The organism is Microbulbifer variabilis, assembly GCF_052468405.1.
In genome coordinates, this window is record NZ_CP174343.1 from 2,885,321 (window position 1) to 2,910,595 (window position 25,275).

At 48.8% G+C, this 25,275-nt stretch carries 25 protein-coding genes; 12 read left to right on the plus strand and 13 right to left on the minus strand.

Annotation, left to right across the window (positions count from 1 at the left end; all coding sequences use genetic code 11):
* Nucleotides 1-485: 485 nt before the first annotated feature.
* Entirely contained in the window at nucleotides 486-674 is a 189-nt protein-coding gene (gene csrA / locus ACJJJB_RS13220) for a carbon storage regulator CsrA (protein ID WP_444946338.1), read from the plus strand.
* Nucleotides 675-1,060: 386 nt separating this feature from the next.
* Here the strand turns inward: csrA and ACJJJB_RS13225 are convergent, their stop codons facing one another.
* From ACJJJB_RS13225 to ACJJJB_RS13245, 5 genes are all read right to left on the minus strand, one after another.
* Nucleotides 1,061-1,447 (minus strand): DUF805 domain-containing protein, encoded by a 387-nt coding sequence (locus tag ACJJJB_RS13225; protein WP_444946337.1) that lies wholly within the window; start codon nucleotides 1,445-1,447, stop codon nucleotides 1,061-1,063.
* A 149-nt stretch (nucleotides 1,448-1,596) separates the two neighbouring features.
* Complete coding sequence (locus tag ACJJJB_RS13230) at nucleotides 1,597-1,902, minus strand: DUF5076 domain-containing protein (RefSeq protein WP_353376121.1); 306 nt, start codon at nucleotides 1,900-1,902, stop codon at nucleotides 1,597-1,599.
* A 1,101-nt stretch (nucleotides 1,903-3,003) separates the two neighbouring features.
* On the minus strand, nucleotides 3,004-3,603 hold the full coding sequence (locus ACJJJB_RS13235; RefSeq protein ID WP_353376120.1) for a dihydrofolate reductase family protein: 600 nt from the start codon (nucleotides 3,601-3,603) through the stop codon (nucleotides 3,004-3,006).
* A gap of 49 nt (nucleotides 3,604-3,652) precedes the next feature.
* Nucleotides 3,653-4,066, minus strand: coding sequence for a hypothetical protein (locus ACJJJB_RS13240; RefSeq protein ID WP_444946336.1), 414 nt, complete (start codon nucleotides 4,064-4,066; stop codon nucleotides 3,653-3,655).
* Between the two features lie 152 nt (nucleotides 4,067-4,218).
* Entirely contained in the window at nucleotides 4,219-4,572 is a 354-nt protein-coding gene (locus ACJJJB_RS13245) for a hypothetical protein (RefSeq protein WP_444946335.1), read from the minus strand.
* A 2,291-nt stretch (nucleotides 4,573-6,863) separates the two neighbouring features.
* Here ACJJJB_RS13245 and mutS point away from each other — a divergent pair.
* The 4 genes from mutS to ACJJJB_RS13265 all read left to right on the plus strand — a co-directional run bounded on the left by mutS (nucleotide 6,864) and on the right by ACJJJB_RS13265 (nucleotide 10,974).
* Nucleotides 6,864-9,515, plus strand: coding sequence for a DNA mismatch repair protein MutS (mutS, locus tag ACJJJB_RS13250; RefSeq protein ID WP_444946334.1), 2,652 nt, complete (start codon nucleotides 6,864-6,866; stop codon nucleotides 9,513-9,515).
* 139 nt (nucleotides 9,516-9,654) lie between these two features.
* Complete coding sequence (gene fdxA, locus ACJJJB_RS13255; RefSeq protein ID WP_020411359.1) at nucleotides 9,655-9,978, plus strand: ferredoxin FdxA; 324 nt, start codon at nucleotides 9,655-9,657, stop codon at nucleotides 9,976-9,978.
* A gap of 68 nt (nucleotides 9,979-10,046) precedes the next feature.
* Complete coding sequence (locus ACJJJB_RS13260; protein WP_444946333.1) at nucleotides 10,047-10,715, plus strand: polysaccharide deacetylase family protein; 669 nt, start codon at nucleotides 10,047-10,049, stop codon at nucleotides 10,713-10,715.
* A gap of 91 nt (nucleotides 10,716-10,806) precedes the next feature.
* Nucleotides 10,807-10,974, plus strand: a complete 168-nt coding sequence (locus ACJJJB_RS13265; protein WP_020411361.1) for a DUF1328 domain-containing protein — start codon at nucleotides 10,807-10,809, stop codon at nucleotides 10,972-10,974.
* A gap of 55 nt (nucleotides 10,975-11,029) precedes the next feature.
* On the opposite strand, the gene ACJJJB_RS13270 is transcribed toward ACJJJB_RS13265, so the two are convergent.
* A complete protein-coding gene (locus tag ACJJJB_RS13270) occupies nucleotides 11,030-11,572 on the minus strand; it encodes a carboxymuconolactone decarboxylase family protein (RefSeq protein WP_444946332.1) in 543 nt (180 codons plus the stop codon).
* A gap of 98 nt (nucleotides 11,573-11,670) precedes the next feature.
* On the opposite strand from ACJJJB_RS13270, the gene dinB reads away from it, so the two are divergent.
* The 5 genes from dinB (at nucleotide 11,671) to ACJJJB_RS13295 (ending at nucleotide 15,083) form a co-directional block, all read left to right on the plus strand.
* Nucleotides 11,671-12,747, plus strand: coding sequence for a DNA polymerase IV (gene dinB / locus ACJJJB_RS13275; protein WP_026304883.1), 1,077 nt, complete (start codon nucleotides 11,671-11,673; stop codon nucleotides 12,745-12,747).
* Nucleotides 12,748-13,055: 308 nt separating this feature from the next.
* Nucleotides 13,056-13,583, plus strand: coding sequence for an RNA polymerase sigma factor (locus tag ACJJJB_RS13280; protein ID WP_020411364.1), 528 nt, complete (start codon nucleotides 13,056-13,058; stop codon nucleotides 13,581-13,583).
* A gap of 13 nt (nucleotides 13,584-13,596) precedes the next feature.
* Nucleotides 13,597-14,046: a hypothetical protein gene (locus tag ACJJJB_RS13285; RefSeq protein ID WP_444946331.1), complete on the plus strand. Its 450-nt coding sequence runs from the start codon at nucleotides 13,597-13,599 to the stop codon at nucleotides 14,044-14,046.
* A gap of 125 nt (nucleotides 14,047-14,171) precedes the next feature.
* Complete coding sequence (locus tag ACJJJB_RS13290) at nucleotides 14,172-14,750, plus strand: hypothetical protein (protein ID WP_444946330.1); 579 nt, start codon at nucleotides 14,172-14,174, stop codon at nucleotides 14,748-14,750.
* A gap of 108 nt (nucleotides 14,751-14,858) precedes the next feature.
* Nucleotides 14,859-15,083 (plus strand): hypothetical protein, encoded by a 225-nt coding sequence (locus ACJJJB_RS13295; protein ID WP_445365032.1) that lies wholly within the window; start codon nucleotides 14,859-14,861, stop codon nucleotides 15,081-15,083.
* A 23-nt stretch (nucleotides 15,084-15,106) separates the two neighbouring features.
* Here the strand turns inward: ACJJJB_RS13295 and ACJJJB_RS13300 are convergent, their stop codons facing one another.
* The 6 genes from ACJJJB_RS13300 to ACJJJB_RS13325 form a co-directional block, all read right to left on the minus strand.
* Nucleotides 15,107-15,568 (minus strand): MaoC family dehydratase, encoded by a 462-nt coding sequence (locus ACJJJB_RS13300; RefSeq protein ID WP_020411368.1) that lies wholly within the window; start codon nucleotides 15,566-15,568, stop codon nucleotides 15,107-15,109.
* A 94-nt stretch (nucleotides 15,569-15,662) separates the two neighbouring features.
* Nucleotides 15,663-16,439, minus strand: coding sequence for an SDR family NAD(P)-dependent oxidoreductase (locus tag ACJJJB_RS13305; RefSeq protein WP_444946328.1), 777 nt, complete (start codon nucleotides 16,437-16,439; stop codon nucleotides 15,663-15,665).
* A 1-nt stretch (nucleotide 16,440) separates the two neighbouring features.
* Nucleotides 16,441-17,217: an SDR family oxidoreductase gene (locus tag ACJJJB_RS13310; RefSeq protein ID WP_020411370.1), complete on the minus strand. Its 777-nt coding sequence runs from the start codon at nucleotides 17,215-17,217 to the stop codon at nucleotides 16,441-16,443.
* Between the two features lie 58 nt (nucleotides 17,218-17,275).
* Nucleotides 17,276-18,331 carry a phosphotransferase gene (locus ACJJJB_RS13315; RefSeq protein WP_371840129.1) on the minus strand — a complete coding sequence of 352 codons (1,056 nt, stop codon included), beginning with the start codon at nucleotides 18,329-18,331 and terminating at the stop codon, nucleotides 17,276-17,278.
* Nucleotides 18,324-19,556 (minus strand): acyl-CoA dehydrogenase family protein, encoded by a 1,233-nt coding sequence (locus tag ACJJJB_RS13320; RefSeq protein WP_020411372.1) that lies wholly within the window; start codon nucleotides 19,554-19,556, stop codon nucleotides 18,324-18,326. Before ACJJJB_RS13320 ends, ACJJJB_RS13315 begins: the two co-directional genes overlap by 8 nt.
* A 35-nt stretch (nucleotides 19,557-19,591) precedes the next feature.
* Entirely contained in the window at nucleotides 19,592-20,269 is a 678-nt protein-coding gene (locus ACJJJB_RS13325) for a histidine phosphatase family protein (RefSeq protein ID WP_371840131.1), read from the minus strand.
* A 108-nt stretch (nucleotides 20,270-20,377) separates the two neighbouring features.
* Between ACJJJB_RS13325 and ACJJJB_RS13330 the strand changes: the two genes are divergently transcribed.
* Nucleotides 20,378-21,271, plus strand: a complete 894-nt coding sequence (locus ACJJJB_RS13330) for a LysR family transcriptional regulator (RefSeq protein WP_020411374.1) — start codon at nucleotides 20,378-20,380, stop codon at nucleotides 21,269-21,271.
* Nucleotides 21,272-21,483: 212 nt separating this feature from the next.
* Complete coding sequence (locus tag ACJJJB_RS13335) at nucleotides 21,484-23,520, plus strand: NADPH-dependent 2,4-dienoyl-CoA reductase (protein ID WP_020411375.1); 2,037 nt, start codon at nucleotides 21,484-21,486, stop codon at nucleotides 23,518-23,520.
* 153 nt (nucleotides 23,521-23,673) lie between these two features.
* On the opposite strand, the gene ACJJJB_RS13340 is transcribed toward ACJJJB_RS13335, so the two are convergent.
* Entirely contained in the window at nucleotides 23,674-24,945 is a 1,272-nt protein-coding gene (locus ACJJJB_RS13340) for an MDR family MFS transporter (RefSeq protein WP_445365033.1), read from the minus strand.
* Nucleotides 24,946-25,275 lie beyond the last annotated feature (330 nt).

A 25,275-nucleotide genomic window follows, 5' to 3' on the forward strand; every position in this document is an offset into this window, starting at 1 on the left:
CAAAATTAACCCATTATATTTCATTAAGTTCCTTTAACATCAAAGCTGCGTAAAATCGATAGCCTTTTATCAATATTGTAAGCTGTAATTGAACAGGCTTCTGCAGGCCAACAGCTTAAGAACTGCATTAGAACCCAAATTTCTAAGAGCCCCATCCCCTCAAGAGGAGAACGGTAGAGTGACGTAAGAGTAGATGAAAGGCACTGATCCAAGGTACAACACCAGGGGCCAGCTAACCAAATTGATAGAACAAGTATCAAGATGGTTATATGGATAATACGCTAGAAACCCACTCGTCTTCAATAAAGTCGAGTACATTCAGCAGCTTGGAGCGACGCCCTAAGCTCTGGGAGTGTTGCATCCGTCTTTTCTTCTTTTACGCCTATCGTTCTCCTGCACCACCTCTTATTTCCTTCATGTACTACTTTCTAAACTTTCTCACCAAAGAATGCCCCTCATGAATTGAGTATCATTAGGAAATGAATATGCTGATCTTAAAGCGCCGGACAAGCGAAAACCTACGGATTGGGACAAGTGTCACTGTTACAGTATTGGAGGTTAAGGGTAATCAAGTAAAGAAAGGAATACCTGCCCCCAAGTCTTTGGCCGTACACCGCGAAGAAATTTTTATGCGGATTCAAAAGAAGCGAAAAGCCGGCAAAAAAAATTTCTGAGGAGCGGATTCTCTCAACAGAAAGCGCCCGTAGTGAACCCATACTTCCTTGCAAGGCCATTTAGCCTAGCATTGAGGAGGTCATGACACTATTTAATAGTGCAAGCCCTAGAGGGGCAAAAAAGCCAAGTGTTAAGCATCTGGGAATCCACTCCGAAATAAAGATCGTCTCCATAAAGGCCTGAAAACCCAAAAGGCTTGCTATCCTCAGAATTAAGAACTCAACCAGAATAAATTTTTCCGTTTTAAACGCCGTATATTTTTAGCTAAAAACTCATGATTCACGAATAAAACCCCGGAAGAATTGGATCTGTTGAGTACTCGTGTGTCACGCAGCACAAAACCGTCGAAATGTAACTGACTGGCAGTAAACTTAGCATGCGGCACTTACTTTCGGTAAATTGATTTCCCGTATTTATTATCTTTAAAATCACCGATTGTGGTTCCACACTCCAACAATATCCAAATCCAGCCGATTACAGGCCAAAATTGAATTAATCCCCACCAGCCTCTCTTGCCAATATCGTGATACCTTTTGGCCGTAACAGCCAATAGTGGCCAAAGAAGAACGACAAATAAGCTCAAAGCAGCATTTATGCTTACATCGACCAACAATATCGGCATTAGAGAGATTGGTAAAAAAGCCAGCAAAAATTGCCTTCTTGCGATTCTACCATCAAAGCTAAAAAGCAAAGCTTTAATAGAAACTGATCTAGGGCTATCAAGAGTAACTAATTTTACCCTTTCAATGGGAGAACGACCTAAAATTTCCATTGATTCCTCTTTACTATTAACATCCGCACTAGCAGCTTTATTGAAGTCCAGCGGAAATATGTGATCTTTCTCCTATAAAACGGGGCAAGATCACAATCCGCTGCTGGCCCTTGTTAGCTACGTTTAAAGATCACTCCATGATTTTTCATCTATTCCTTAAGATAACCACCCCGAACATCAGAAGTAGATAAATCCAGTTCATTGTTAAGAGCTTCAACTATATCAACTATAACATCATAGCCATCAACGTTTTTGCTTTCTGAGATTGCGCTTGCAAGGTGTTTTATAGTATCTGCCAAGAATATCCCCCAGGCCTTTTCCTCTTGAAATTCATGGTTACGGAAAAGATGTGGATTGATAGAAGTCCATTGAGCGCCATTGGCGACAAAAGCTCGAATTAATTCAACCGAATTTTCATCCTGAACCGCTGCAGGAGGTATTTCCAATTCATTCATAACATTCCTGATATGCACTACTACCACGGCAATTATCGGCCAGTCAAGCAGCGCTTGGCAAGACCTTGCTGCCAAAACCAGCAGTCTGGACAGATTGCTTTATTATACTCTTTTCCACTCATACCACAGATAGTGATACCCTTGGATCTCTCTGACAACGTAGCGCTGAGAACAGCTACTGCACTGAACACAGTAATGCTTTTCTTATAGATCTTTCGAACTTCAGAACTTTCGATAGAAATATTTTCAGAATCTTTTTCTGGCTGGAACAGCTAATCGGCTGGATAAAACTGACAAATACACCCCTGATCCGCTGAAACGAACTCTATTTTTTATGGCGAATAATAGATGATGCTCATTCGATATAAAAGCACCACCAGCTCGACTATTGACGCATGCCTCCTAAAATCGTTCAAATATGGCGACAAGGCCATTATCCTTGACAAATCTCAAGATGCTTTTATCTCAAAAGCAGCATCTCTTACTTTTGATACACCATAAGAAAGAAGCCTATTTAACCACGGATCTTTTCGCAAAAAATTAAACAATCTTTTCACCTACCTGAAAGCATTACGCCCGGTACATCGACGATCAAAACAAAGCGAAGCGACGTATAGTCCGTCTGGACTAACGCTTTCACTGAGTGTAGGTACTGCTGTTTTTTTTCAATGGATGGCTCAACTTACGAAGCCATTTATAAAATAAAAAAACACAGCTATGGGGATAGGGTATATAAATCCCATATAAATTTGTTCGATAGCTTCAGGTGAATTTAGCTATTGACGAAATTTACTCAATTCATCCAGTTACTTTAGGTTAGGGGGAAACTCGCTTAACCTCTTTCCTCTGTGACGAAACAAGGCACTGCACATAGGCTAAAGTAAGAAGAATACTGGCATACCCTATTCTACCGCAATAAGTTTCTCGGCGTTTTACCAATTATTAACGATCTCCGCTTGATAAAAATAGTTTACTGTTAATAGTTACCCATTTGCACATAGTGGAACCAGTATTTTGGTATAGATGTGGTTGATTATATTTATACAGTTAACATCTCGCATCAACGGCCATGTAAGTAATGTGTCCGCTTGCATGCACTTATTATACAGCACCGCCATCTAGTGATTGATAGAAGTGCATAAAAGCACCTGAAGGACAGGTCGCAAATTTGATGAGTTTGTATTTTGACGAAATGTCACCGTTTTCAAATAAGCGTTTCCCTTCTCCAACAACTACTGGGAACGTCCAAAGTCTCAGCTCATCTACCAGATTATGCTTGAGAAGTGACTGCACCAACTGCCAACTTCCGTGAACCTGTAGTAGTGGTCCTTCCATTTCTTTAATTTTGGCAACCTCTTCGGCCGCATCCGAGCCCCTTAGCTTAATTGAATTATTCCATGTAAGATCATCAGTCCTTGATGTCACGACGTATTTTTTTGCCTGATTAAGTTTTTCCGCAGCTGGATTACCTGGTTCAACATTTGCAAAATTCGAGGCAAACAAATTGTAGGTATTGCGTCCTAATAGCAGATCATACGGTTCCGCCATTGCCTCCTTTCCAACCTGCTCCATGACTTCATCCCAATAATCCTTGGCCCAGCCTCCATGACTGAAACCGCCTGAAAAGTCTTCCTCGGGTATGCTCGGTGCCTGCATTACGCCGTCAAGCGTTTGAAATATCAGTATGGCCAGATTTCTCATTGGTTGATTCTCACGAAGAGTCAAATCTTTTGGGTCGTATAACGCCAAGCTAAGCGGTGCCCTTTACGGCACCCTTGCTTGAAAGTCTGATTAGCCTTTTAAGGTGGCATCTAGCACCGTAGTAGAAAAATGGTGGCGCTAGAAAGCCAGACAATAAAATATACCATACCGGCACCTCACGTGCTGGGAAAAACGCTAACACTAATATTATTGAAGAGACGATAAGAGGGTTAAGCAATTTACCTTTTCTGGATATTTTAGAGATTATAAAGCCCGACCAGAAGTAGCTAGAGATACATGCAAAAAATAAAATAATCAGCTCTTCAGTGATGTATGGAGCGTCATATGGCTGGGAACCAAATAGTAAAATTTTAATAAACACTGAGATTACAGCTATAACGACAACACCAAGCAGGCCAAGAAAACCGCCCAAGAAAATTCCTTTTAGATCTATATTATTCATAAAATCCCCAGAAGAAGCTAATGCCCGCAATAGGGGTAATCAATGCTGTGCAAAATTGGGAGTGTACCGACCTACACAAAATATGCACAGCGCTGTGCGTCCCGCTAAGGCCCGCAACGCCATAGCAAACTGCTTACGCTTGTTATACATCTCTAGCTTACCGAACCCGGTAAAAACTCAATTGCACAACCATCTCTCTCTAAAATATAGCCATCCATATAATAGCCACGGAGTGACTCTTTAAAGAAATAGATTTTATCGCCAAACGTCAGCTTTTCCTTGACGTCTACAAGAAGTTTGGATTCTGAAATAGGATCAAGACCTAATTCTTTTCTCCTTTTATTTATATGCGTCTTAATTTCAGAAACTAGTAACGGCCCAAATATCTCCACACCTTCCTTAGAATATAGGTCCTCCATAGATGGACTTTCCTTGGCGCAAGCGAATACTAAATTTGTTGCACTAAATATGGAAAAAAGTACTGCAGAGAAAATTGTCTTATTCATAATGTATAATGACCAGATTTTGAGTAGTCGGAATGCAGTGTAGGCTTCCCCAGCCACGTGAAGCACGGCGACAACAGCGCTTTGTTATGTGTTTTTGGCATGCTCCCTGCTCAGCACTTTAATGAGTATTATTGTTGATTGTACTAGGGCGAATGATAAAGCTATGCCCCATGTAACCCAGAATGCTACGTATTGGAACCCGCGATTATTTGCATACAAATCTGGAGACGGATTCCTAGCCAATTATTCCATCATTATGGAAGCATATATTTCGTCTAGAAAATGGATACCAACTGTTCCCAGAATAAAATATACCGCAACATAGATGCGCCTGCCCTTCTTACTCATTCTTACCTCGAGTTACACATAACGCCACCGGCAGGGGCAGCTTATCTTGTGCACTTTTTGCGCAAAAAGGGAGCGTAGCAACCCATGCAAAATATGCACAAGGTAAGCTACGCCACGGAGGGCCGAAAGCCAGGAGCTTTATTGCCTGGCGTTGTTAACTATGATGCAGGATGTAGTACCCAACAGCCCATAACAGTGCCACATTCAGAACGCCGATCACATAGCCAAAAACTCTAATATTCTTTTCTTTCATACAGCTTTGAAAATAGCCGACAGTGAACCCTAAATAAACCACTGGGAGTGCCACTGTCATAATAAACCATACAATTTTGTATGCATTATAGTCAAAGCTATCTAGGGTCTTCTTGATTTTGGGAAATCGCTCTTTTCCCTCCTCCGATCCTAGAATCGTAGGAATGAGACTTCCGTAGCCTATTAAAAATAATAGAAGCTACAACATGAACATTAATACTACCAATATTTCTTCCCGGCTTTGGCAGTTAACTCCGCGATAATCGGAACAGCATGCGAAGCGTGGTGTGTCCGGTGGAAGTCCGTAGGGCTGGAACGAAATTCATCACCTTGTTATGCCTTAAACAAGTCATTGATAAAACTTACCGGAGACTTTTTACTTACCACCAGATCAGAAATAGCATTGACAAATAACTCCTTATCAGAAGCGGGTCCTGGTCCATGATTTGCTCTGCTATCTTTCGATCGTTCCGTAAGCATTGTGCCGACCTCACCATTCATTGGGTTAACGAAATATTCCAAACTGAAACATCTATAAATCTCACTACCCTTTGGCTTTACCAGGCCTGGTAATAGGTTTCGTTTCTCTGAGTAGGCATAGGTAGATTAATTGTTGTTAGCTCCACCCTTTTTTCAATCTCATCAACGAAAACATCGATTTTTTTCTTGATATAATTTCATCTTCCGGAAATTTTTCTACAAAACTATCCCAAGCATTAGAAAACACACTTCAACCATTCCTATCTATAGCCGCCACAAAATTTTCAATTGCATCACTAAATATTACTTTCGGAAGTAGTATTCTAGTCATGCAATAATGATGCTCTTTGTTCTCAGTTATTCCACTCTTTAGTTCTTAACCTCTGAGAGACATAGCAGCCAATTCAAAAGCAGCCTCTATATAATTCTACCGTCTTAAATCAAAGTCCGCTTAAAAAGCCAACAAAATCAAAAAGCTACATCAAGTGTCACGAAATCAAACAGGTAGACATATAGCAGCGCCTTTATACTTCCAAGCTTTCTCTGCTCTGTATCATTTTTCAGTTCCCTTAAATATCAACAAGTTCGAAAATTTCCTCATGAAGTAGGAGAAGCTTCTCTTGAACTTTGATATACGAAGTGGGATTTAGCTATCAGCACTGTATTTTCCTAACTTGATTACGTACATGCGTCCTAGTGGAAAGTGCGCTACCAATAATTTTCTTTGTGCACCACTATGAAGAATCAGGAGTTACATAGATACCTAGCCTTACATCTTCTTAACTGCCAGGCCCTCCTATAAGTAACATCACACTCTTAAGAGCAAGGTAAGGTGAGAGGTTTTACCTCAAAATCAAAACACCGTATTTCCCTATCAAAGCTTTGCTCTTTAATACATTCGTTTGCTACAAACCATTCCTCTTGCGGTTGATCAGCTATCCATAGTGGTTTGCCCCTCACTCTGCTATTCTGCGCCCCCTATAAAAGAAGCCCTTCGAACTCTGGGCTGGGCTTCCTGTCCAGACCTGCCAAGATTGCGCGCTTCAGGAACATCAGGTTTGGGCTTTCCGTTCAATTTTTGATCGAACGCTTCTGCTTTTTATGCCCTGGAACAAACCTGCCCCCTACCCCAGTATGAGCTAGCCGTATCTCTTGCGGGGCTCTCGGGGTTTGCGAACACTTTTGTAATTTACTGATTTTCTTAGAGAAAAATGCCAAAAACCGCAAGCAAAACCAAAGCCGCGAAGCCCGAACACACTCCCATGATGCAGCAATACATGCGCATCAAAGCCCAGCACCCCCAGGAGCTGGTGTTCTACCGTATGGGGGACTTTTACGAGCTGTTCTTTGATGATGCCAAGAAGGCTGCAGAACTGTTAGATGTCACCCTTACAGCACGAGGCAAATCAGGCGGTGAGCCAATCCCCATGGCAGGCATTCCTTACCATGCCGCAGAAGGATATTTAGCGCGTTTGATCAAGGCTGGTGTATCTGTAGCGATTTGTGAGCAGATTGGCGATCCAGCCACCAGCAAGGGACCCGTTGAGCGGCAAGTAGTAAGGATTGTCACCCCTGGTACCGTCACTGATGAAGCTCTCCTCAATGACCGTCGCGATAACCTGTTGGCTGCCATCTCTCACTTGGGTGATGGTTTTGGCCTGGCACTATTAGACTTGGCCACTGGCCGCTTTGTGGTGCAAGAGACCGATACCCTTGAGGCTCTTGCTGAACAGGTTCAACGGCATAATCCCGCAGAACTTCTAGCTCCAGAAGATCTCACTTTGCCGGCGGAGATTGAGCGCCGCACCGGTTTGCGCCGCCGCGCCCCCTGGGAATTCGAATTGGAAACTGCCCTGCGCCTGCTGAATCAGCAATTTGGCACCATGAATCTGGAAGCCTTCGGCTGCAGCCATATGCACGGTGCGGTAGTCGCCGCTGGTTGCCTACTGCAATATGCGCGGGATACCCAGCGTACCGAACTTCCCCATATTCGTGGCCTGCTCACCGAAAGCGGCGATGAAACAGTTGCCTTGGACGGTGCCAGCCGCCGCAACCTGGAAATCGACCTAAACCTCAACGGCGGCGATGACAATACCCTGCTGTCAGTTTTTGATAGCTGCAAAACCGCAATGGGTAGCCGTTTACTACGCCGTTGGTTAAATAACCCTCTGCGCCAGCTCACTACACTGCGCAACCGCCAGGATGCTATTGCGGCCCTGATTGCTGATTATGGTTTTGAACCACTGCGTGATGCCCTGAAACCTGTTGGGGACATGGAGCGTATCCTGGGCCGCTTGGCATTGCGCTCTGCACGCCCCCGCGACTTGGCACGCCTTGGCCAATCCCTGGCACAGTTCCCCGAAATTCAGGGGCAATTAGAAGATTCAGATGCCACGCTGCTCAGAGAGTTATGCAGCCAGGTCGGTGAATGGCCAGAGACCGTGGCGCTTCTGCAAAAGGCCATTATCGAAAACCCGCCTGTCGTAATACGCGATGGCGGGGTTATCGCCACCGGCTATGACGAAGATTTAGATGAGCTGCGGGCTATCAGCGAGAACGCCGGGGATTATCTGGTTCAGCTGGAGCAGCGAGAGAAAGAGCGCACAGGCATCCCAACCTTAAAAGTGGGTTACAACCGGGTGCATGGCTACTTTATCGAGATCAGCCGGGGCCAGAGTGACAAAGCGCCAGCCGAATATATCCGCCGCCAGACCCTGAAAAATGCCGAGCGCTTTATTACTCCGGAATTAAAGGAGTTCGAGGACAAGGCACTCTCCGCCAAGAGCCGCGCATTGGCTCGGGAGAAAGCACTTTATGAGGAACTGATCAATCAGCTAAATGAGTCCCTGGCAGAGCTGCAAGCCGCTGCGGCCGGTATTTCTGAACTGGATGTATTGGCCTGTTTGGCCGAGCGAGCGGACGACTTGCGCCTCTGCCGCCCCGAACTGGGTACCGAGCCGGGTCTGCATATTACCGGCGGGCGCCACCCGGTAGTCGAGCAAGTTTTAGACGAACCCTTCGTAGCCAACGATATCGAGCTTCGCGACGACCGACGCATGCTGGTCATTACCGGTCCAAACATGGGTGGTAAATCTACCTATATGCGCCAAACTGCGCTGATTGCATTGCTGGCCCACTGCGGCAGCTATGTTCCCGCAGACAGCGCCCAGATCGGTCTACTGGATCGTATCTTCACCCGTATCGGCAGCGCCGATGACCTGGCCGGTGGCCGCTCTACCTTTATGGTAGAGATGACCGAGACAGCTAATATCCTGCGTAATGCCAGCGAGCACAGCCTGGTGCTGATGGATGAGATTGGCCGCGGCACCAGTACTTACGATGGCCTCTCCCTGGCCTGGGCCTGTGCTCACTATCTGGCAGGGGAAGTACGCGCCTTTACCCTTTTTGCCACTCACTACTTCGAACTGACCGATCTACCCAGCCAATGTGCAGAAGCAGCCAATATCCATTTGGATGCCACTGAGCACGGTGAAGGTATCGTCTTCCTGCACCGCATTCAGGAAGGGCCCGCGTCTAAAAGTTATGGATTGCAGGTCGCCAAGCTGGCGGGTATTCCTGCAGATGTGCTTACCGAAGCCCGCGCCCGCCTTGCAGCATTGGAGGCCGGCGTCCAATCAGTAGATGTTCCGGCTCCTCTCTCCAAACCCGCGCCGGCCCCCAGGCAGGAACCGGAAACAGCGGTAGCTCCAGCGGCTACGGCACCCGGCTCTCCCCAGCAGGTTGATCTGTTCGGCAGCCCCAGCCACCCGGCGGTAGATGCCCTGGAAGGGCTGGACCCGGACGATATGACGCCACGTCAGGCATTGGAAGCACTCTACTCTTTGCGCAAGCTATTGAAGTGAAGACTTGGGCGACAGCTGTCGTCCAACGCAACTTGTTATAAACAGTGAACTAAATCGACTGAAAAGCCACTACAATTCGCGCCAGTAATTGATAAAATCCGCTGCACGAAGAATTCAGTGGCACTATCGAGGGACAAACATGACATTCGTAATTGGGGAAAACTGCATTAAGTGCAAATACACTGACTGTGTAGAGGTTTGCCCGGTAGACTGTTTTTACGAAGGCCCCAACTTCCTGGTTATTCACCCCGACGAGTGTATTGACTGCGCCCTGTGTGAACCGGAGTGTCCCGCCAATGCGATTTTCTCGGAGGATGAAGTTCCTGATGACCAGCAGGAATATATTGAGCTGAACGCTGAGCTCGCTGAAGTCTGGCCCAATATCACTGAGAAAAAAGACCCATTACCAGATGCCGAGGAATGGGATGGTAAGAAGGGTAAGCTCGAGCTTCTCGAGCGATAACAGCCTACAAAAAAGCCGTCACTGACGGCTTTTTTCATTTTTGAGCTTTAATAAAGCAGGATAGCTAAATGAGAATAATTATAACTGCGATTTCAATTATTTATTTAAGCTTTTCTCTAGCCACTTTGGCTAATACTGGGAAGGAAAAACAGATTGCCCTGGCCTTTGGCGAGGGCCCCGTACCCGGGGTAACAGAGTCCCTATTACAGCAACTCGATGCACTCCAAATCAAAGCCACCTTTTTTCCTGTCGGCATGCAAATGGAACAGTTTCCCGAACAAACTCGCGCCATTATTAATGCCGGTCACCAGCTGGGAAATCACGGTTACTCCCACATCAACCTGGCTGAACTACCCCTAAGCAGTGCTAAGGAGGAAATCAAAAAAACCTGTAAATTACTCCAAAGCCATGGCTACCAGGAACGCCCAATGATTATGCCGCCATTTGGCAATATATCCGTTGAGCTCAGTGATTTACTGGAAGAACAGGAGTTCCAGCTGGCTGAATGGGATCTTGAGCCCCGCCTTCATGTCGACATGAGTGAACCTGAGTCAATTGCCGACTATGTGGCAGAAAACGCTACCGATGGCAGTGTGGTGATGTTTCATCCCATGTATGAACACAGTGAGCAGATTATTGAGGCCCTCCCGCTGATCAGCACTCAACTCCACCAGCAAGGATTTCGTTTTGTTACTCTCGCCCAAATAGCAGAGAGCGAGAAAATCGAAAACTTGTAAGAGACAGCAGACGACATTATCAATAGGGCCAATGGGAGCCGGGTATTGAACTCTGCGGCCCACTCCCGTACTCACATTGGGAGCTATCACCATGTTGCGCTGGGCCATACTCTTTCTGGTAATTGCCTTGATCGCCGCCTTCTTTGGCTTCAGTGGTATTGCCACCACGGCGACGGAAATCGCTAAAATTCTCTTCTTTATCTTTATTGTGCTGTTCGTACTGGCACTGATATTCGGTAAATCCAGGCCGCCCAAATAGTATTGCCTGACAAGTAGCTCAGGGATTCAGCCAGTAACCCCGGTATGTGCCGGGGTTACTTTTGGTGTGGTGTGCGAGTCGGGACCAGACTTAGTACTTCTGCCAGGTGGTTAAAGCCCGAAACCAGTTCCATCACTCCCAATGCTTCAAGCAGCTCATCATCCCTGGCCCCTAGCTTTCGCGCTTCAGCGATCAAGTGCCGGCGATGATCATCAGGGGCACTGTTGGCATTGCGGGCCAGATCGAACAGAGCATGTTCTTTTTCTGAAAAATGCACGTTTTTGGGGTCGGTACGGATGCGCATAATCTCCGCAGCATCCACTCCCAGCATTTGCAAAGATGTACTGTGATGATAGATGCCATAGTCACAATGATTGTCCGCGGAAACAGCAAGCCCGATAGCTTCTTTCAGCTGGGCAGACAGGCAACCGTGCAGCATGACCGCCTTAAACTTGTCCCAATTGGCTTTAAGCAACCCCTCGTGGTGTGCATAAACGCGAAACAGGCTCGGTATGCCGCCCAGCTGATCCTGAATCTCTGCAAAAACCCTGACCTCCTCGTCACCATCCGGGCTCTCCACCAAAGGGATGCTGCTCATCGTTCACCTACCTGTTAACCTGGCTGTTATTAACTGGCTCCGGCCCCAGCGACACAATTGACTTCCTGGCGCCCTAAAAGACTGTATATAATCACAGCATGCGAAAGATTATCCATTGCGACTGTGATTGTTTTTACGCGTCGGTTGAAATGCGAGACGATCCCAACCTGCGTGGGCGACCACTGGCTGTAGGAGGTAGCAGTGACCGCCGTGGGGTTATTTCCACCTGCAACTACGAAGCGCGCAGCTATGGGGTGCGCTCCGCTATGCCTACCGCCCAGGCCAAGAAACTCTGCCCTGACTTGATTGTAGTACCCGGTAACATGGCTAAATACCGGGAGGTTAGCGGGCAGATCCGCGAGATATTCCTCGACTACTGCGATGATATTGAACCCTTATCCCTTGATGAGGCCTTCCTGGATGTCACGAATAGTGCTCGCTGCCAGGGCAGCGCCACTCTCATTGCTGAAGAAATCCGCCAGAGGGTAAAAGACAACCTGGGTATCACCATCTCCGCTGGGGTGGCGCCAAACAAGTTCCTGGCCAAGATTGCCAGTGACTGGCGTAAGCCCGACGGCCTCACAGTTATTACCCCCGACGAAGTAGATCAATTTGTTGTGCGCCTGCCGGTTGGCAAAATCCATGGTGTCGGCCGGGTAACCGCTGAAAAAATGCATCGCCAAGGCATTCATACCTGCGCGGATCTGAGACGTTATTCTCAAATCGAGTTAAGTAAACTTTTTGGTAAATTTGGCCGCCGCCTTTATGAACTGAGCCGTGGTATCGACGAGCGCCCGGTTAGTGGTGACGGTGCACGTAAGAGCGTCAGTGTAGAACGCACCTTCAGTGAAGACCTGTGTGAATTTGAGGAATGGCTGGAGCAATTAAGCGCACTTTATATGCGCCTATTGGAACGGGTGGAAAAGCTCGGCGATCGCTACGAAGTTAATGGCGCCACCGTAAAAGTAAAATACGCGGACTTTACCCAGAGTACCCATGAGCGCAGTAGCCGCGCGGGAAGAATCTCTGAGTTTCGGCAGCTGCTACAAGAGTGCTGGGAAAAACGGCCGAACCCTATTCGTCTCCTAGGTGTCGGGCTCAGGCTGACCGACTTACGCGCAGGCAAAGGTCCTGAGCAGCTGCCTCTGCCACTACCAGAATTACTACTTCGATAATTTTTCCACCAGACATAATATTTCTTTTTGCGCCATCTCCCCTTTAAAAAAGGCTTAAAGCGACAATCAACCGCTCGTCAAAAACTGGCGTTGGCCGTTACCCGATGTAAAACCGGGTAAGAAACGGACATCTATACTTCGCAAGCCCAAAGACTCTTAGCCAACCTCTAAAAAACCAGAGTCCACCGGTGCCTGAGAAAATATGTAAGACGCTTAAACATACTACAATTTCCATTATCAACGCCGTATAAACCCAGGCTCCAGAAGCCACCAGAGCTCGGATTATCCGCGTACGGAGGCGCGACAACTTGTCCCGCAAAGCATTTCAACACCTGACAGACGAAGCGCTCCTCGATCACTACAAGGAAACGCGTAAAACTGTCGTATTTCACCAACTTTATACGCGCCACAAAGACGCCTTGTATCGCTATTCAATACAAATGGCGCCAGCCTCTTCCGCAAAAATATTACAAGAGCTCTGGCAAAAAATATTGGAAAACCCGCCACAGTTACATGGCAGGCTTTTTCGCAACTGGTTATTTATTCAAATCAACAAAGCTCTGCGTGAACAACAAGCATTGAACGAGCACAAGTCTACTGCAGTCGATTACCGAAAAAGTGCCGTGCTCGTAGCTATCCAGAAACTTCCCTCCTTGCAGCGCAACATTTTGCTTCTCCATATGGAGTGCAAGCTTTCCCTCGCCACTGTCGCAGATATTGAGCAGATATCCCTGAAAAAGTGTCGGGAATACTATCATCGGGCAAAGGAGCAAATTGAAACGCTGGTGTACGGAGTACAACCAAAACCCTGGCAAGTGGAGGTTATAGAAGAGTGATCGAGGTAGAAGCATGAGCAATTGGGAGCACCAATATCGCGAAGAGGTGTCAGCTTTTACCTCCCCGCAGCAACTGGATACCCAGGTGTTACAGCAAGCAAAAAGGCTACAGCCGAAAAAAGATATCGGCCGAATACTGTCCAGAGCCTCACTCGGCTGCGCCACCATCGCTGCCATCTTAATGTTGGTGCATCCAGCACAGCACCTGGGAGCCCTGACCCCAAGGATGACCCCAGACAACGAAAGTCCTCAACCCGAATTGGAAATCGCCCGGTGGCAGCCTCCTCAAATAGAGTCTGAAACACAGGAAGACCCCTGGCAGGCATTGAGAAATCAGGTTACAGCGGGAAACTATATTGCTCTATGCCAAGAGTGGCGATTACAACAGAGGACCACAGCAGAACAACCCTTACCTCGTGAGCTGCGCAAATTCGCACAAAAGCGCTGTCGCATCCTGCACTAGCGACAGTCAGTTTTGTGTATTACCGCAGCTCCTATTTGAAATCCGGGTATCGGTTTACCAATCGACTCTACAGATGGAAGTCGTAATTAAGGCAAACCTTTCAAGTGCAGTTTGGCTTTACTGAAATGACCTTGATTGACAAAAAACTGCCCACCGAAAAACCAGGCAAAAATCCAGTATTAAAAAATAGCCTAGCCGTGGCTGGTATCTACGGTGCCGGTGGCCCAAGTGCGGGAGACAACCGAGCACTCAGCGCCCTGATCAATGAAATGGGTGGAAGCATGTTTGGCCCAGGCGAGAAGCGCCGGGCTCGAAAGTATCTTGTCCAAGAGGCTAGGCAGAAAAAAAGCCTGATGCTATTTGGCTATAGCCGCGGAGGTACCTCCGCAATTAAGCTTGCCAATATGCTCGGTCGTGTTGGGGTCACTCTAAATCACTTGGTGGTCTTTGATGCACACAGCATTTTTGATAGTAGGACTTTCCACCTTCTGTATGACAACGTCCTCCAGGCCCACAATTTTTTTCAGAGAAATCCGAGAAGCGCTGGACGTTATGGCTGGTGGGGAAGAAATCCTTACTGGGGGAGCCCGTTGATATCAAATTTTATTCAAGTGCAGCAGGTCAACTTTACCGGTGCCTACTATAAGAAAGGGATTCCCGTTTCCCACTTGAATATTGTGCGCCAATCCCTGGCATCTCTATAAATAATGACTGCTGTCAATAAAGTATTGGAAGGCAGGGTCCTAACAGAGCGGACACGCTCACCCAAAGCAGGGCTGGATCTATATCTACTTCGTTTGAATGAACCGATAATGTCGATGCAAAGTTGGGATCGCATTGCAACTGCCCGGAGTGATCGAAATGGCCGTTTTTCTTTTAATATCAGTGAAGCCGGCCCTTATGAGCTGCGCTGGAAACACGAAGCTGACGCGGTAGAACATGAGCTTCATATAGGTGATTTTGATACAAAAAAACAAATAGAAGTTATTTATTCCAACAAAGAAAGAAAGGTCTTCCCCTGGGCTAAAGACCTTTAATAAAGCTGAGCCCCTACCATTTGTTATTTGGTCAGCTGTAGAAACAAACACTCCGCCACGAATGCCGGCCTGACCTCTCCTTCGATATCCATAGTTGCCTGTAACCTGATCAAAAACTGGCCCTGCTTTTTCTCATTGATATCACAGATTTTTGCCCTTACAGCGACTCGGCTACCGACTTTAACTGGCCGAATAAATCGAACCTTTTCCAGTCCATAGTTTACTACCATATGCATTCCCTCAATCTGAATATCGAGCTTCTCTATAAAATGCGATAGCAGTGACAGAGTAAGGAATCCATGAGCGATAGTCCCCCCAAATGGTGTCTGCATTGCAGCTTCAGGGTCAACATGAATAAATTGCCGATCCAGAGTACATTCAGCAAAATTATTAACGCGCTGCTGATCTATCTCCAACCAGTGAGTGGGTTCAATTTCCAGTCCGATAAACTCACCAATTCTCTCTGGCGGAATTAGGGTAGGCATAGAAGGTTCCTTCTTCTGTGTTTTAGCGGGATTAACAAATCGGGGCAGCTGCAATGAGATTGCGGCTGCCCTCGATATTACTAGCACAAAGGAGCTAGTATGCCGATAAACCGCCATCCACCGCTAGTGCCTGGCCCGTAACATAAGTCATCTTCGGAGAGAGTAGCATCAACATAGCCGCTACCACTTCTTCAGGCTCGCCAAGACGCTTCATCGGGCAACCCTCGGCGAGAAAAGCCTGTACCTCTTCCGGGCTGGCCCCAGGGGCCTCCACAGAGGTCACCATAGGCGTCAGGCAATAGAATGGGCAAATGGCATTGACCCGAATGCCATATTTGGCATTTTCCATCGCCGCAGTTTTGGTCAGCCCGATAACCCCATGCTTGGCGGCTGCATATGAGGCAATTTTGGGTGCGCCACCCAGTCCAGCCATAGAGGATACATTGAGCACTACACCGCCACGATCTTTCATTAATGGCAGCTGGTGCTTGAGTCCGAAAAATACGCCCTTCAGGTTTACATTGTACTGGTGGTCCATCATCGCTTCGTCAGTCTGCTTCAGAGACATCATCGGCGGAGCGATACCGGCATTATTTACCGCCATATCCAGGCCGCCGAATTCGGACTCAGCCAGTTGCACGAGAGCAACACAATCCGCTTCAGAGGAAACATCACAGCGTTGAGCGCGCACCTGGATACCATCACTACCCAGGTCATCGGCGAGTTGCATCAGGCCCTCTTCATTGATATCTGCAAGCACCAGGCGCGCTCCACGAGATCCCAATTCTTTAGCCAGCAGCTTGCCAAAACCACTGGCGGCGCCAGTAATTAGGGCAACCTGGTTGCCGAAATCCAATATTGGATCTTGCATGTTAAATTCCCCCACAGGAAGTCATTCCGCCATCCACCACTACACATTCCCCCGTGGTGTAACTGGACGCATCAGAAACTAAGTAGAGCACAGTGCCCGCCATCTCCTCAGGCTCAGCGTGACGATGCATGGGGATATGGCCGATTGCAGTTTTATAAATATCCTCGTGAGTAAAAAGCGCCCCGGCAAACTTGGTTTTGGTCAGCCCAGGCAATAGGGCATTAACACGGATATTGAACTGGGCACATTCCTTGGCAAAGGCTTTGGTCATATTGACTACTGCCGCCTTGGTGATGGAGTAGATCCCCTGGCCCACGCCAGGCTGCAGGGCATTCACGGAGGCAGTATTCACAATCACACCACCACCTTGTTCGCGCATCAACTTGCCCGCCTCCACAGACATAAAGAAATAGCCGCGAATATTCACTTCAACCGTTTTTTCAAATGCCGCAAGATCGGTATCGAGGATATGACCAAAGTAGGGGTTGGTAGCCGCATTGTTGACCAGGATATCCAGCCGCCCGAAGCGCTCGCGAACATCGGAAAATACTTTCTGGATGTCTTCCATATTGCCTATATGGCAGGGCATCGCTTCTGCTTTACCACCGGCATCGACAATCGCATCAGCAACGGCTTGGCAGCCTTCGATTTTCCGGCTGGATACCAATACATGGGCGCCCTGCTCTGCCAGCAGTTTTGCAATTGCCTCACCAATGCCTCGGCTCGCACCGGTTACCAGAGCAATTTTTCCGGTGAGATCAAAAAGACTCTTTGCCATTTTTTATCCTTATCATTTTCCCAAAAGCGAAATAAATTGTATCGAGATGACCTTCTAACTAACTCGCCTCGCTGGCGATGCTCATTGCCGTTTGTGCCAGTGGCGCCACCAGCGCACCAAGGCTCGCCGCATTGCGATTTGAGGCGTTTCCATCCTGTGCGCGCTTGGCTACTCCCTGGACTATCGCCGCCAGGCGGAAAAAACTAAACGCTAAATAAAAAGGCCAGTGATCAATGCCCTCAATCCCCATACGCTCACAATACTTGGCCACATAAGCCTGCTCCGAGGGAATACCCAGCGAAGCAATATCCAGCCCCAATAACCCGGACATCTTGTCGCCCCCAGCAGGCATACGCATTTGCATGCACTGATAGGCAAGATCCGCAAACGGGTGGCCCAAAGTAGAAAGCTCCCAGTCCAGCAGCGCGATAACTTTGGGTTCTTTAGGATGGAAAATCATATTGTCGAGGCGGTAATCACCGTGTACCAGAGCTACCCGACCATCGTCTTCCGGTAGCGCACTGCCAAGCCATTCGATCAACTCTTCCATCGCCGCAATAGACTGTGTCTCGGAAGCCCGATATTGCCCCGTCCAACGCTCCAGCTGCCGCTGAAAATAATTTCCTGGGCGGCCGTAATCAGATAACCCCAAAGAGTCGATGTCGAGACTATGTAAAGCAGCGAGTACTCGATTCATTTCATCGTACATCGCACTGCGCGCAGGGGCGTCCACTTCGGGAATTGAAGCATTCCAGAAGATCCGCCCCTCACAGTATTCCATCAGGTAAAACATGGAACCGATCAAATCCCGGTCTTCACATAAATGAAAAACCTTGGGTACCGGTACATCAGTATCAGCCAAAGCAGACATAACACGGTATTCACGATCCACAGCATGAGCGGATTTCAATAGTTTTCCCGGGGGCTGCCGGCGCAATACATAGGTATTTGAAGGGGTTTCCAGCTTAAAGGTGGGATTGGATTGACCCCCAGAGAATTTACTCACTTTCAGTGGCCCGGAAAAACCTTCAACATTTGCGCTGAGGTATTCGCGCAACTTTTCCAGTGGCAAAGCTTCCACCGAACTACGGGATTCCTTTACTGTTTCAGACATGCTCCTCTCCCTGTGCAGTCTCTATGGCATAACGCGCAGCCAGGTTGCGTCCCAACTGCATCATATGCACTTGGTCCGGTCCATCGGCTAAACGGATAGTGCGCGCGTAAGCATAATGGTGGGCCAAGCTATAGTCCTGGCTCAACCCTGCCGCACCGTGAATCTGGATAGCGCGGTCAATCACTTTGCAGGCCATTTGCGGTGCAACAATTTTAATCATGGCGATCAGGTCTTTGGCCGCTTTATTGCCAAGCCGATCCATTTGCGCTGCAGCTTTTAAAGTTAGCAGACGCGCCTGCTCAATTTCACAGGCAGACTTGGCAATATCCTCCCGCACAGACCCCTGTTTGCTCATGGGGCGACCAAACACAATACGTTTTTCCGCGCGGCTTGCCATCATTTCCAGGGCGCGCTGGGCCTGGCCAATCAGGCGCATGCAATGGTGAATTCTGCCCGGCCCCAAACGTCCCTGAGCTATTTCAAAACCACGCCCTTCTCCGCGAATCAGGTTAGACGCGGGCACCCGCACATTATCAAAGATCACCTCCGCATGACCTTCTGGGGCATCATCGTAACCAAATACCCGCATGGGCCGAATTATTTTTACCCCAGGGGTATCGGTGGGAACCAGGATTTGAGATTGCTGGCGGTGCCGATCCGGATTAGCGGGATCGGTCTTGCCCATCACAATCATGACCTTACAGCGCTTATTCATCAGGCCACTAATATAAAATTTATGACCATTAATCACATATTCATCGCCATCGCGCACGATGGAAGTTTCAATGTTCGTGGCGTCGGAAGAGGCTACCCTGGGTTCGGTCATGGCGAATGCCGAGCGAATATTGCCTTCCAGCAATGGCCTCAGCCAGGTTTCCCGTTGCGCTTCCGATCCGTACTGGGTCAGTACTTCCATATTCCCGGTATCCGGGGCGCTGCAATTAAAAACTTCTGAGGCAAATAAGACCTTCCCCATCTCTTCCGCCAAAGGCGCATATTCCAAGTTGGTAAGGCCGGCACCATAGCGGGAGTCGGGTAAGAATAAATTCCACAGCTCAGCCTCCCGGGCCTTTTCTTTTAAAACCTCCATAATAGGGGGCTCGCCCCAGGGATCATCCTGTAACTGCTGAATATAAGTACTCTCAGCAGGATATACATATTCCTGCATAAAGCTTTTGAGCCGCTCCAACAGGCCCTTTACCTTTTCTGAATATTCAAACTCCATGTCTTCTCACCTTTAATTGCGTTGTAGGTTTTAATTCAGCTGTAAGTCACGGAAGTGTGGCGCTCCTCTCTCTCCAAATGAGGCACGTGGTTAAAACTGTTCAAGCTAAGGCCCTGCCCTGCGCTAGAGAAAAAACGGGTAGTGCCGGTATTCTGTATCTGCATGTTGAGTTTGATCACCGACTCGGGAGGACCTCCCAATACCTGCCGCACCATCATGGCAATAGCCCCACCGGAACTGACTACCAGGGTTTTACTGCCTTTGGGGGTATCGCTGATGAAATTCAAAACTTCACGAATGCGATTTTCGAATGCCTGCCAACTCTCTGCAGGAGCAATTTCCCCTGCGGACCAGGCGAGCATGCCCTGCATCAAAAAACGGTAAAAATCGGCACGGGGTGCGTTGGGGCCGGGGGTAGCTGCGGAATTTTTTTCACTGTAAAGACGCGCCACCTCATGGAAATTAAATTCATCCAACTGGGAAACTACCGTCAAGTGGCTGTCTAAATCGATGCCAAGACCTTCGCAAATGCCCACGGTGGTCTGCCGGTGGCGGCGCAGGCTGCCACATAAAATCCGGTCAAATTTCTGGCCAGTCTTCCGCCAGTATTCTCCCAGCCAGCGGGATTGCTGCCAGCCAACATCGGAGAGATTGTCGTAATCATCGGCGCCGAAGGACGCCTGTCCATGGCGCACCACAATTGATTCGGCCACAGCGAGTTCCTCTTTTTATGGAGCTCCAACCCTAGCCCTCTCGTTTGAATCATCAAAGTTTATTATGCGAATATGTGATCATTCACAATAGTTATGAATGGGGCACTTATGCAGCTGCAAAAAATGGATATGAACCTGTTCCTGGTTCTGGAGGCCATTTATAGCGCGGGCAACCTCACCCGTGCGGCTGAACAGTTGCATATCACCCAACCTGCGGTGAGTAATGCTTTGGCACGACTGCGCCGTACCCTGGACGACCCACTATTTATTCGCGGCCCATCCGGCATGACTCCCACCCCCCTTACGGAATCCATTATGCCCAGGGTGCAGCAGGCCCTTTCCCTGCTTGGTACCAGCCTGAATGAACACCGCCAGTTCAACCCCGCCCTGGCACGCAAAACATTGCGACTGTCTATGAACGATATGGCAGAAACCCTGTTGCTACCGCCCCTCTTGGAACGCCTGGAAAAAGAGGCGCCGGGTGTAACAGTAGAGTCATTCCACGTGCCCAGGGATCAGCTGGCAAAAGAACTGGCCGCCAATACGTTGGATTTCGCCCTGGATATTCCTCTGGCAACAGCACCCCAGCTGCAGCAACAGCGCCTGCACCAAGACCGCTATCTCTGTATGTTGCGCAATGGGCACCCCTTGGCCGGGGAGTCAAGCCTGACACTGGATCAATATCTACAGCTGGAACATATCCATGTCTCCAGTAGGCGCACGGGTCCTGGGTTGGCAGATATAGCTCTGAACAAACTGGGGCGGCGACGCAATATCAAACTTCGAGTACAGCACTACCGAGTGGCGCCTTTGGTAGTGTTACGTACCGACTTGGCTCTAACAGTACCGGCGAGTCTGGCCAGTCAATATTCTGCCCGTCTATTCGAGCTGCCATTCCAAATACCCCTGATGGACTGGCACCTGTTGTGGCACAAAAATCTACACGAAGATCCCGCCAATCGCTGGCTGCGAGAGCAGCTTCTCGCGGTTTTGGCTGTGTAAATAAACAGATGAAAATCCCTTTAAAAACAGACATCTCCGCCAAATGAGAATGGGACGCAAATAGTTTAATAAAACGTCAGGAATTGATCACTGAATTCGACCGGAAAGGTCACTGTTTCACGTCAAAGGCTCTTGTTATCCTGCTGGGCAACGATATGCACTTTTTTGCATATATACATGAACCCCAAAGGTTACAAGAAGAGAATTTTGCCATGTCCCAAGCCTACCCTAATATGCTTGCCCCCCTGGACCTGGGCTTCACCACCCTAAAAAACCGGGTGCTGATGGGCTCCATGCACACCAACCTGGAAGAACACCCCGGTGGCTTTACCCGTTTGGCGGCATTCTACGCTGAGCGCGCCCGCGGTGGCGTTGGCCTGATTGTAACGGGGGGTATCGCGCCCAACGAAGAGAGTGGCGTATTTAAGGGTGCCTCTAAAATGAACACCCCGGAAGAGGCGCAACAGCACCGGGAAGTGACCGAGGCCGTTCACGCCGAAGGCGGCAAAATCTGTATGCAGATCCTGCATACAGGCCGCTACGCTTACAACGAAAACCTGATTGCTCCCTCCCCCATCCAGGCTCCGATCAACCCTTTCACTCCGCGCGAGCTGACCAGTGAGGAAATTGAAGGCCAGATCGACGATTACGTACGCTGCGCCACCCTGGCCCGCGAAGCCGGCTACGACGGCGTGGAGATCATGGGCTCCGAGGGTTACTTCATTAACCAGTTCATCGTAAAGCGCACCAACAAGCGTACCGATGAGTGGGGCGGCAGCTTCGAGAACCGTATCCGCCTGCCGATCGAAGTGGTTCGCCGTGTGCGCGAGGCTGTTGGCGAAGACTTTATTATTATCTACCGCCTGTCCATGCTGGACCTGGTGGAAGACGGCAGTGACTTCGACGAAGTAGTGGCCCTGGGCCAGGCTATCGAAAAAGCCGGCGCCACGATTATCAATACCGGTATCGGCTGGCACGAAGCGCGTGTTCCCACTATCGCCACCAATGTACCCCGCGCCGCATTTACCGATATTACTGCCAAGGTGAAACAGCACCTATCTATCCCGGTAGTTGCCAGTAACCGTATCAATGTACCGGAAGTGGCCGAAGAAGTTCTGGCCTCCGGACAGGCCGATATGATCTCCATGGCGCGCCCATTCCTGGCAGATTCCGATTTCGTCAACAAGGCCGCAGAGGGCCGCGCCGATGAAATCAACACCTGCATTGGCTGTAACCAGGCCTGCCTGGATCACACCTTCCAGCTGAAGCTCACCTCCTGCCTGGTCAACCCACGCGCTTGTCATGAGACTGAGCTGAACTACCTGCCTGCCGAAAACGTGAAAAAAGTTGCTGTTATCGGTGCCGGCCCCGCCGGTTTGGCTGCCTCCACTGTTGCCGCCGAGCGCGGACACCAGGTAACCCTGTTTGAAGGCAGCGACAAAGTCGGTGGCCAGTTTAATATCGCCAAGCAGATTCCCGGCAAGGCAGAATTCCAGGAGACCCTGCGCTACTTCAAACGCCGCTTGGAAGTGACTGGCGTTGAGGTCAAGCTCAACACTATCGCTACCGAAGAAGACCTGCAGTCTTTTGATGAAGTGATTATCGCCACCGGCATCGAACCACGCACTCCACCGATCCCAGGTATTGAGAGCGACAAGGTGCTGGGATATTTGGATGTACTGAAGCACAAAAAACCAGTCGGCGAAAAAGTGGCCATTATTGGCGCGGGTGGTATCGGTTTCGACGTGGCGGAATACCTGACTCACGACGGGCCCCACTCCACTGAAGAGGAAGTAGTTGCCAGCGATAAAGAAGAGTTCTTTAGTGAATGGGGTGTGGATATTGAGCTGGAACAGCGCTCTGGCCTGAAACCCCGCGAAGCAGTAAGCACTCCGCGCCAGGTTTACCTGCTGCAACGCAAAACTACCAAAGTGGGTGCGGGCCTGGGTAAAACCACTGGCTGGATTCACCGTGGCAGCCTGCAACACCGCAAGGTAGAGATGATTGCCGGTGCTCTTTATGACAAAATTGACGATAAAGGACTGCATGTTCGCATAGGTGAAGAAGAGCGACTGCTGGAAGTGGATAACATTATTATCTGCGCCGGCCAGGAACCCGCTCGTAAACTCTATGAAGCGCTACAGGAGCGCGGTGTGAAGACCCACCTGATCGGTGGGGCCGACGAAGCCGCAGAACTCGATGCCAAACGCGCTATTGACCAGGGCTCACGCCTCGCAGCAGAGATCTAAAAAATTCCCCGGCAATATTCTTGTCGGGGAATTTCTCTATCAAATCAGAACGGGAAACTCCATCTGCTTATTACTGGATTTCCCGTTTTTTATGCCTCACAGATACCTTTCTATTTATATATCCGAAAAACGTTTTATTTAGGGTGCCTTTTACTATCCAGTGGCTTTGGCACTTTCACCTGAAGAGATTGTCGGCTCTTCCCGTTCCGGCCAGTGTGGGCGGGAGAGGTAAGCTGTTGTGCGATAAAGCACGAATACTACACCGCAAAGCGCGAGCAACATCCAATAAAGCGTCGGTCCACCCCACCACTCTAAAACCACCCCTCCAGCCAGTGGGGCCAAGGCCCAACCGAGAGCGTAAAAGGAAGAGGCCCCAAAATAGGTACCGCGTAAATGCTCAGGCGCCAACCGGTCTATCTGTACACTCATAGTTGGAAAGAGAATCGCTTCAGCCAAACTGAGGACAAAGGTCGCCCCCATCCAGCCCCAAAACCAGTGCACCGGATTGAGGGCAAACCACATTTGTGCCGCGGCTAATATCACCAGCCCGATCATAATTCGCCCATTAATATCCAGCTTGCGCATCAACTGCATAAGTGGAAACTGCAATAATACGATGGTCATTGCGTTCACAAAAATCATGCTGGATATCAGCTCAACCAATCGCGGAGCCTCTGCCCGTGTCAGATATTGCACCAGACTGGAATCCATATGGGCATAGATAAACATCGTGAGGATATTGGCAACAATCACAACCATAAACACCTGATCCCTGCGCAATATCGACAGGGTACTGCCTAAATCGACAGAGCCATCACCATTGCTCTTTGCGATCTGTCCCGTCTCTGTTTTTGCAAATCCCCAAATAAACGCCAGTGCCAGGAGCAAATAACTGAGAGAAGTTAAGCCAAAGGTGGACTGCTGCGCACTGAGCCCCGCCCATACACCAACAATAGGCCCTAATGCGGCTCCCGCATTAATAAGGAAATAACGCAGCTGCAGGGCCAACTCACGACTTGCCTGGTTATCCATTAAGTCACCAATCAAGGCGCTTGCTGGCGGCTCCCAAACAGCACGACCGATTGAACAAAGGGTCATTGCCAGAATAAATCCCGGTAATGTCTGGGTTACTGCCAACAGGGCAAAAGAACATAAGTTAATTGCAGAACCCAGTAACAGAATATTTCTACGCCCATAACGGTCAGATAGTGCACCCACATAAAAGCCCAGCAAAGCCGCACCAACTGCTGAAGCACTGAGAATTAAACCTATTTCCGCTGCCCCCAACTCAAACTTATTAAAGAGAAGAATGGCCAGAAAAGGCCAAACCATAAAGTAAGTGCCACGGCTAAAAAAACTGCCTATTAATATTATCCAGACCAGAGGAGGAAAACTCCTGAGGTTCTGCCACCAATTCCAACGCATTACCTAATACTCCACATCAATTTCTTCCTTGTTCTCAAATAGCCCTTTCAGGCTCTTTGAACTCCGCGCCAAACAGCAAGACCTAAGCAAAAACCAGGGAAAACAGCCTTTCTCACAGGCCTAATGCCCATGTATCGCCTTTAAAGTCGACAGGGTAATCAACCGCGAGGGCCAATATCTTATTGGTCGGTTAATAATTTTCTGACAAAAAACCCGAAAGGATCGCCTTTCGGGTTTTAGGGATTGGCAAGCGTATAACCTGCAAAATCATTCAACCTGGATATTAACCCTCCTAAATAGCCTGAGGGTTAATTATGAGAACCTTCGGCA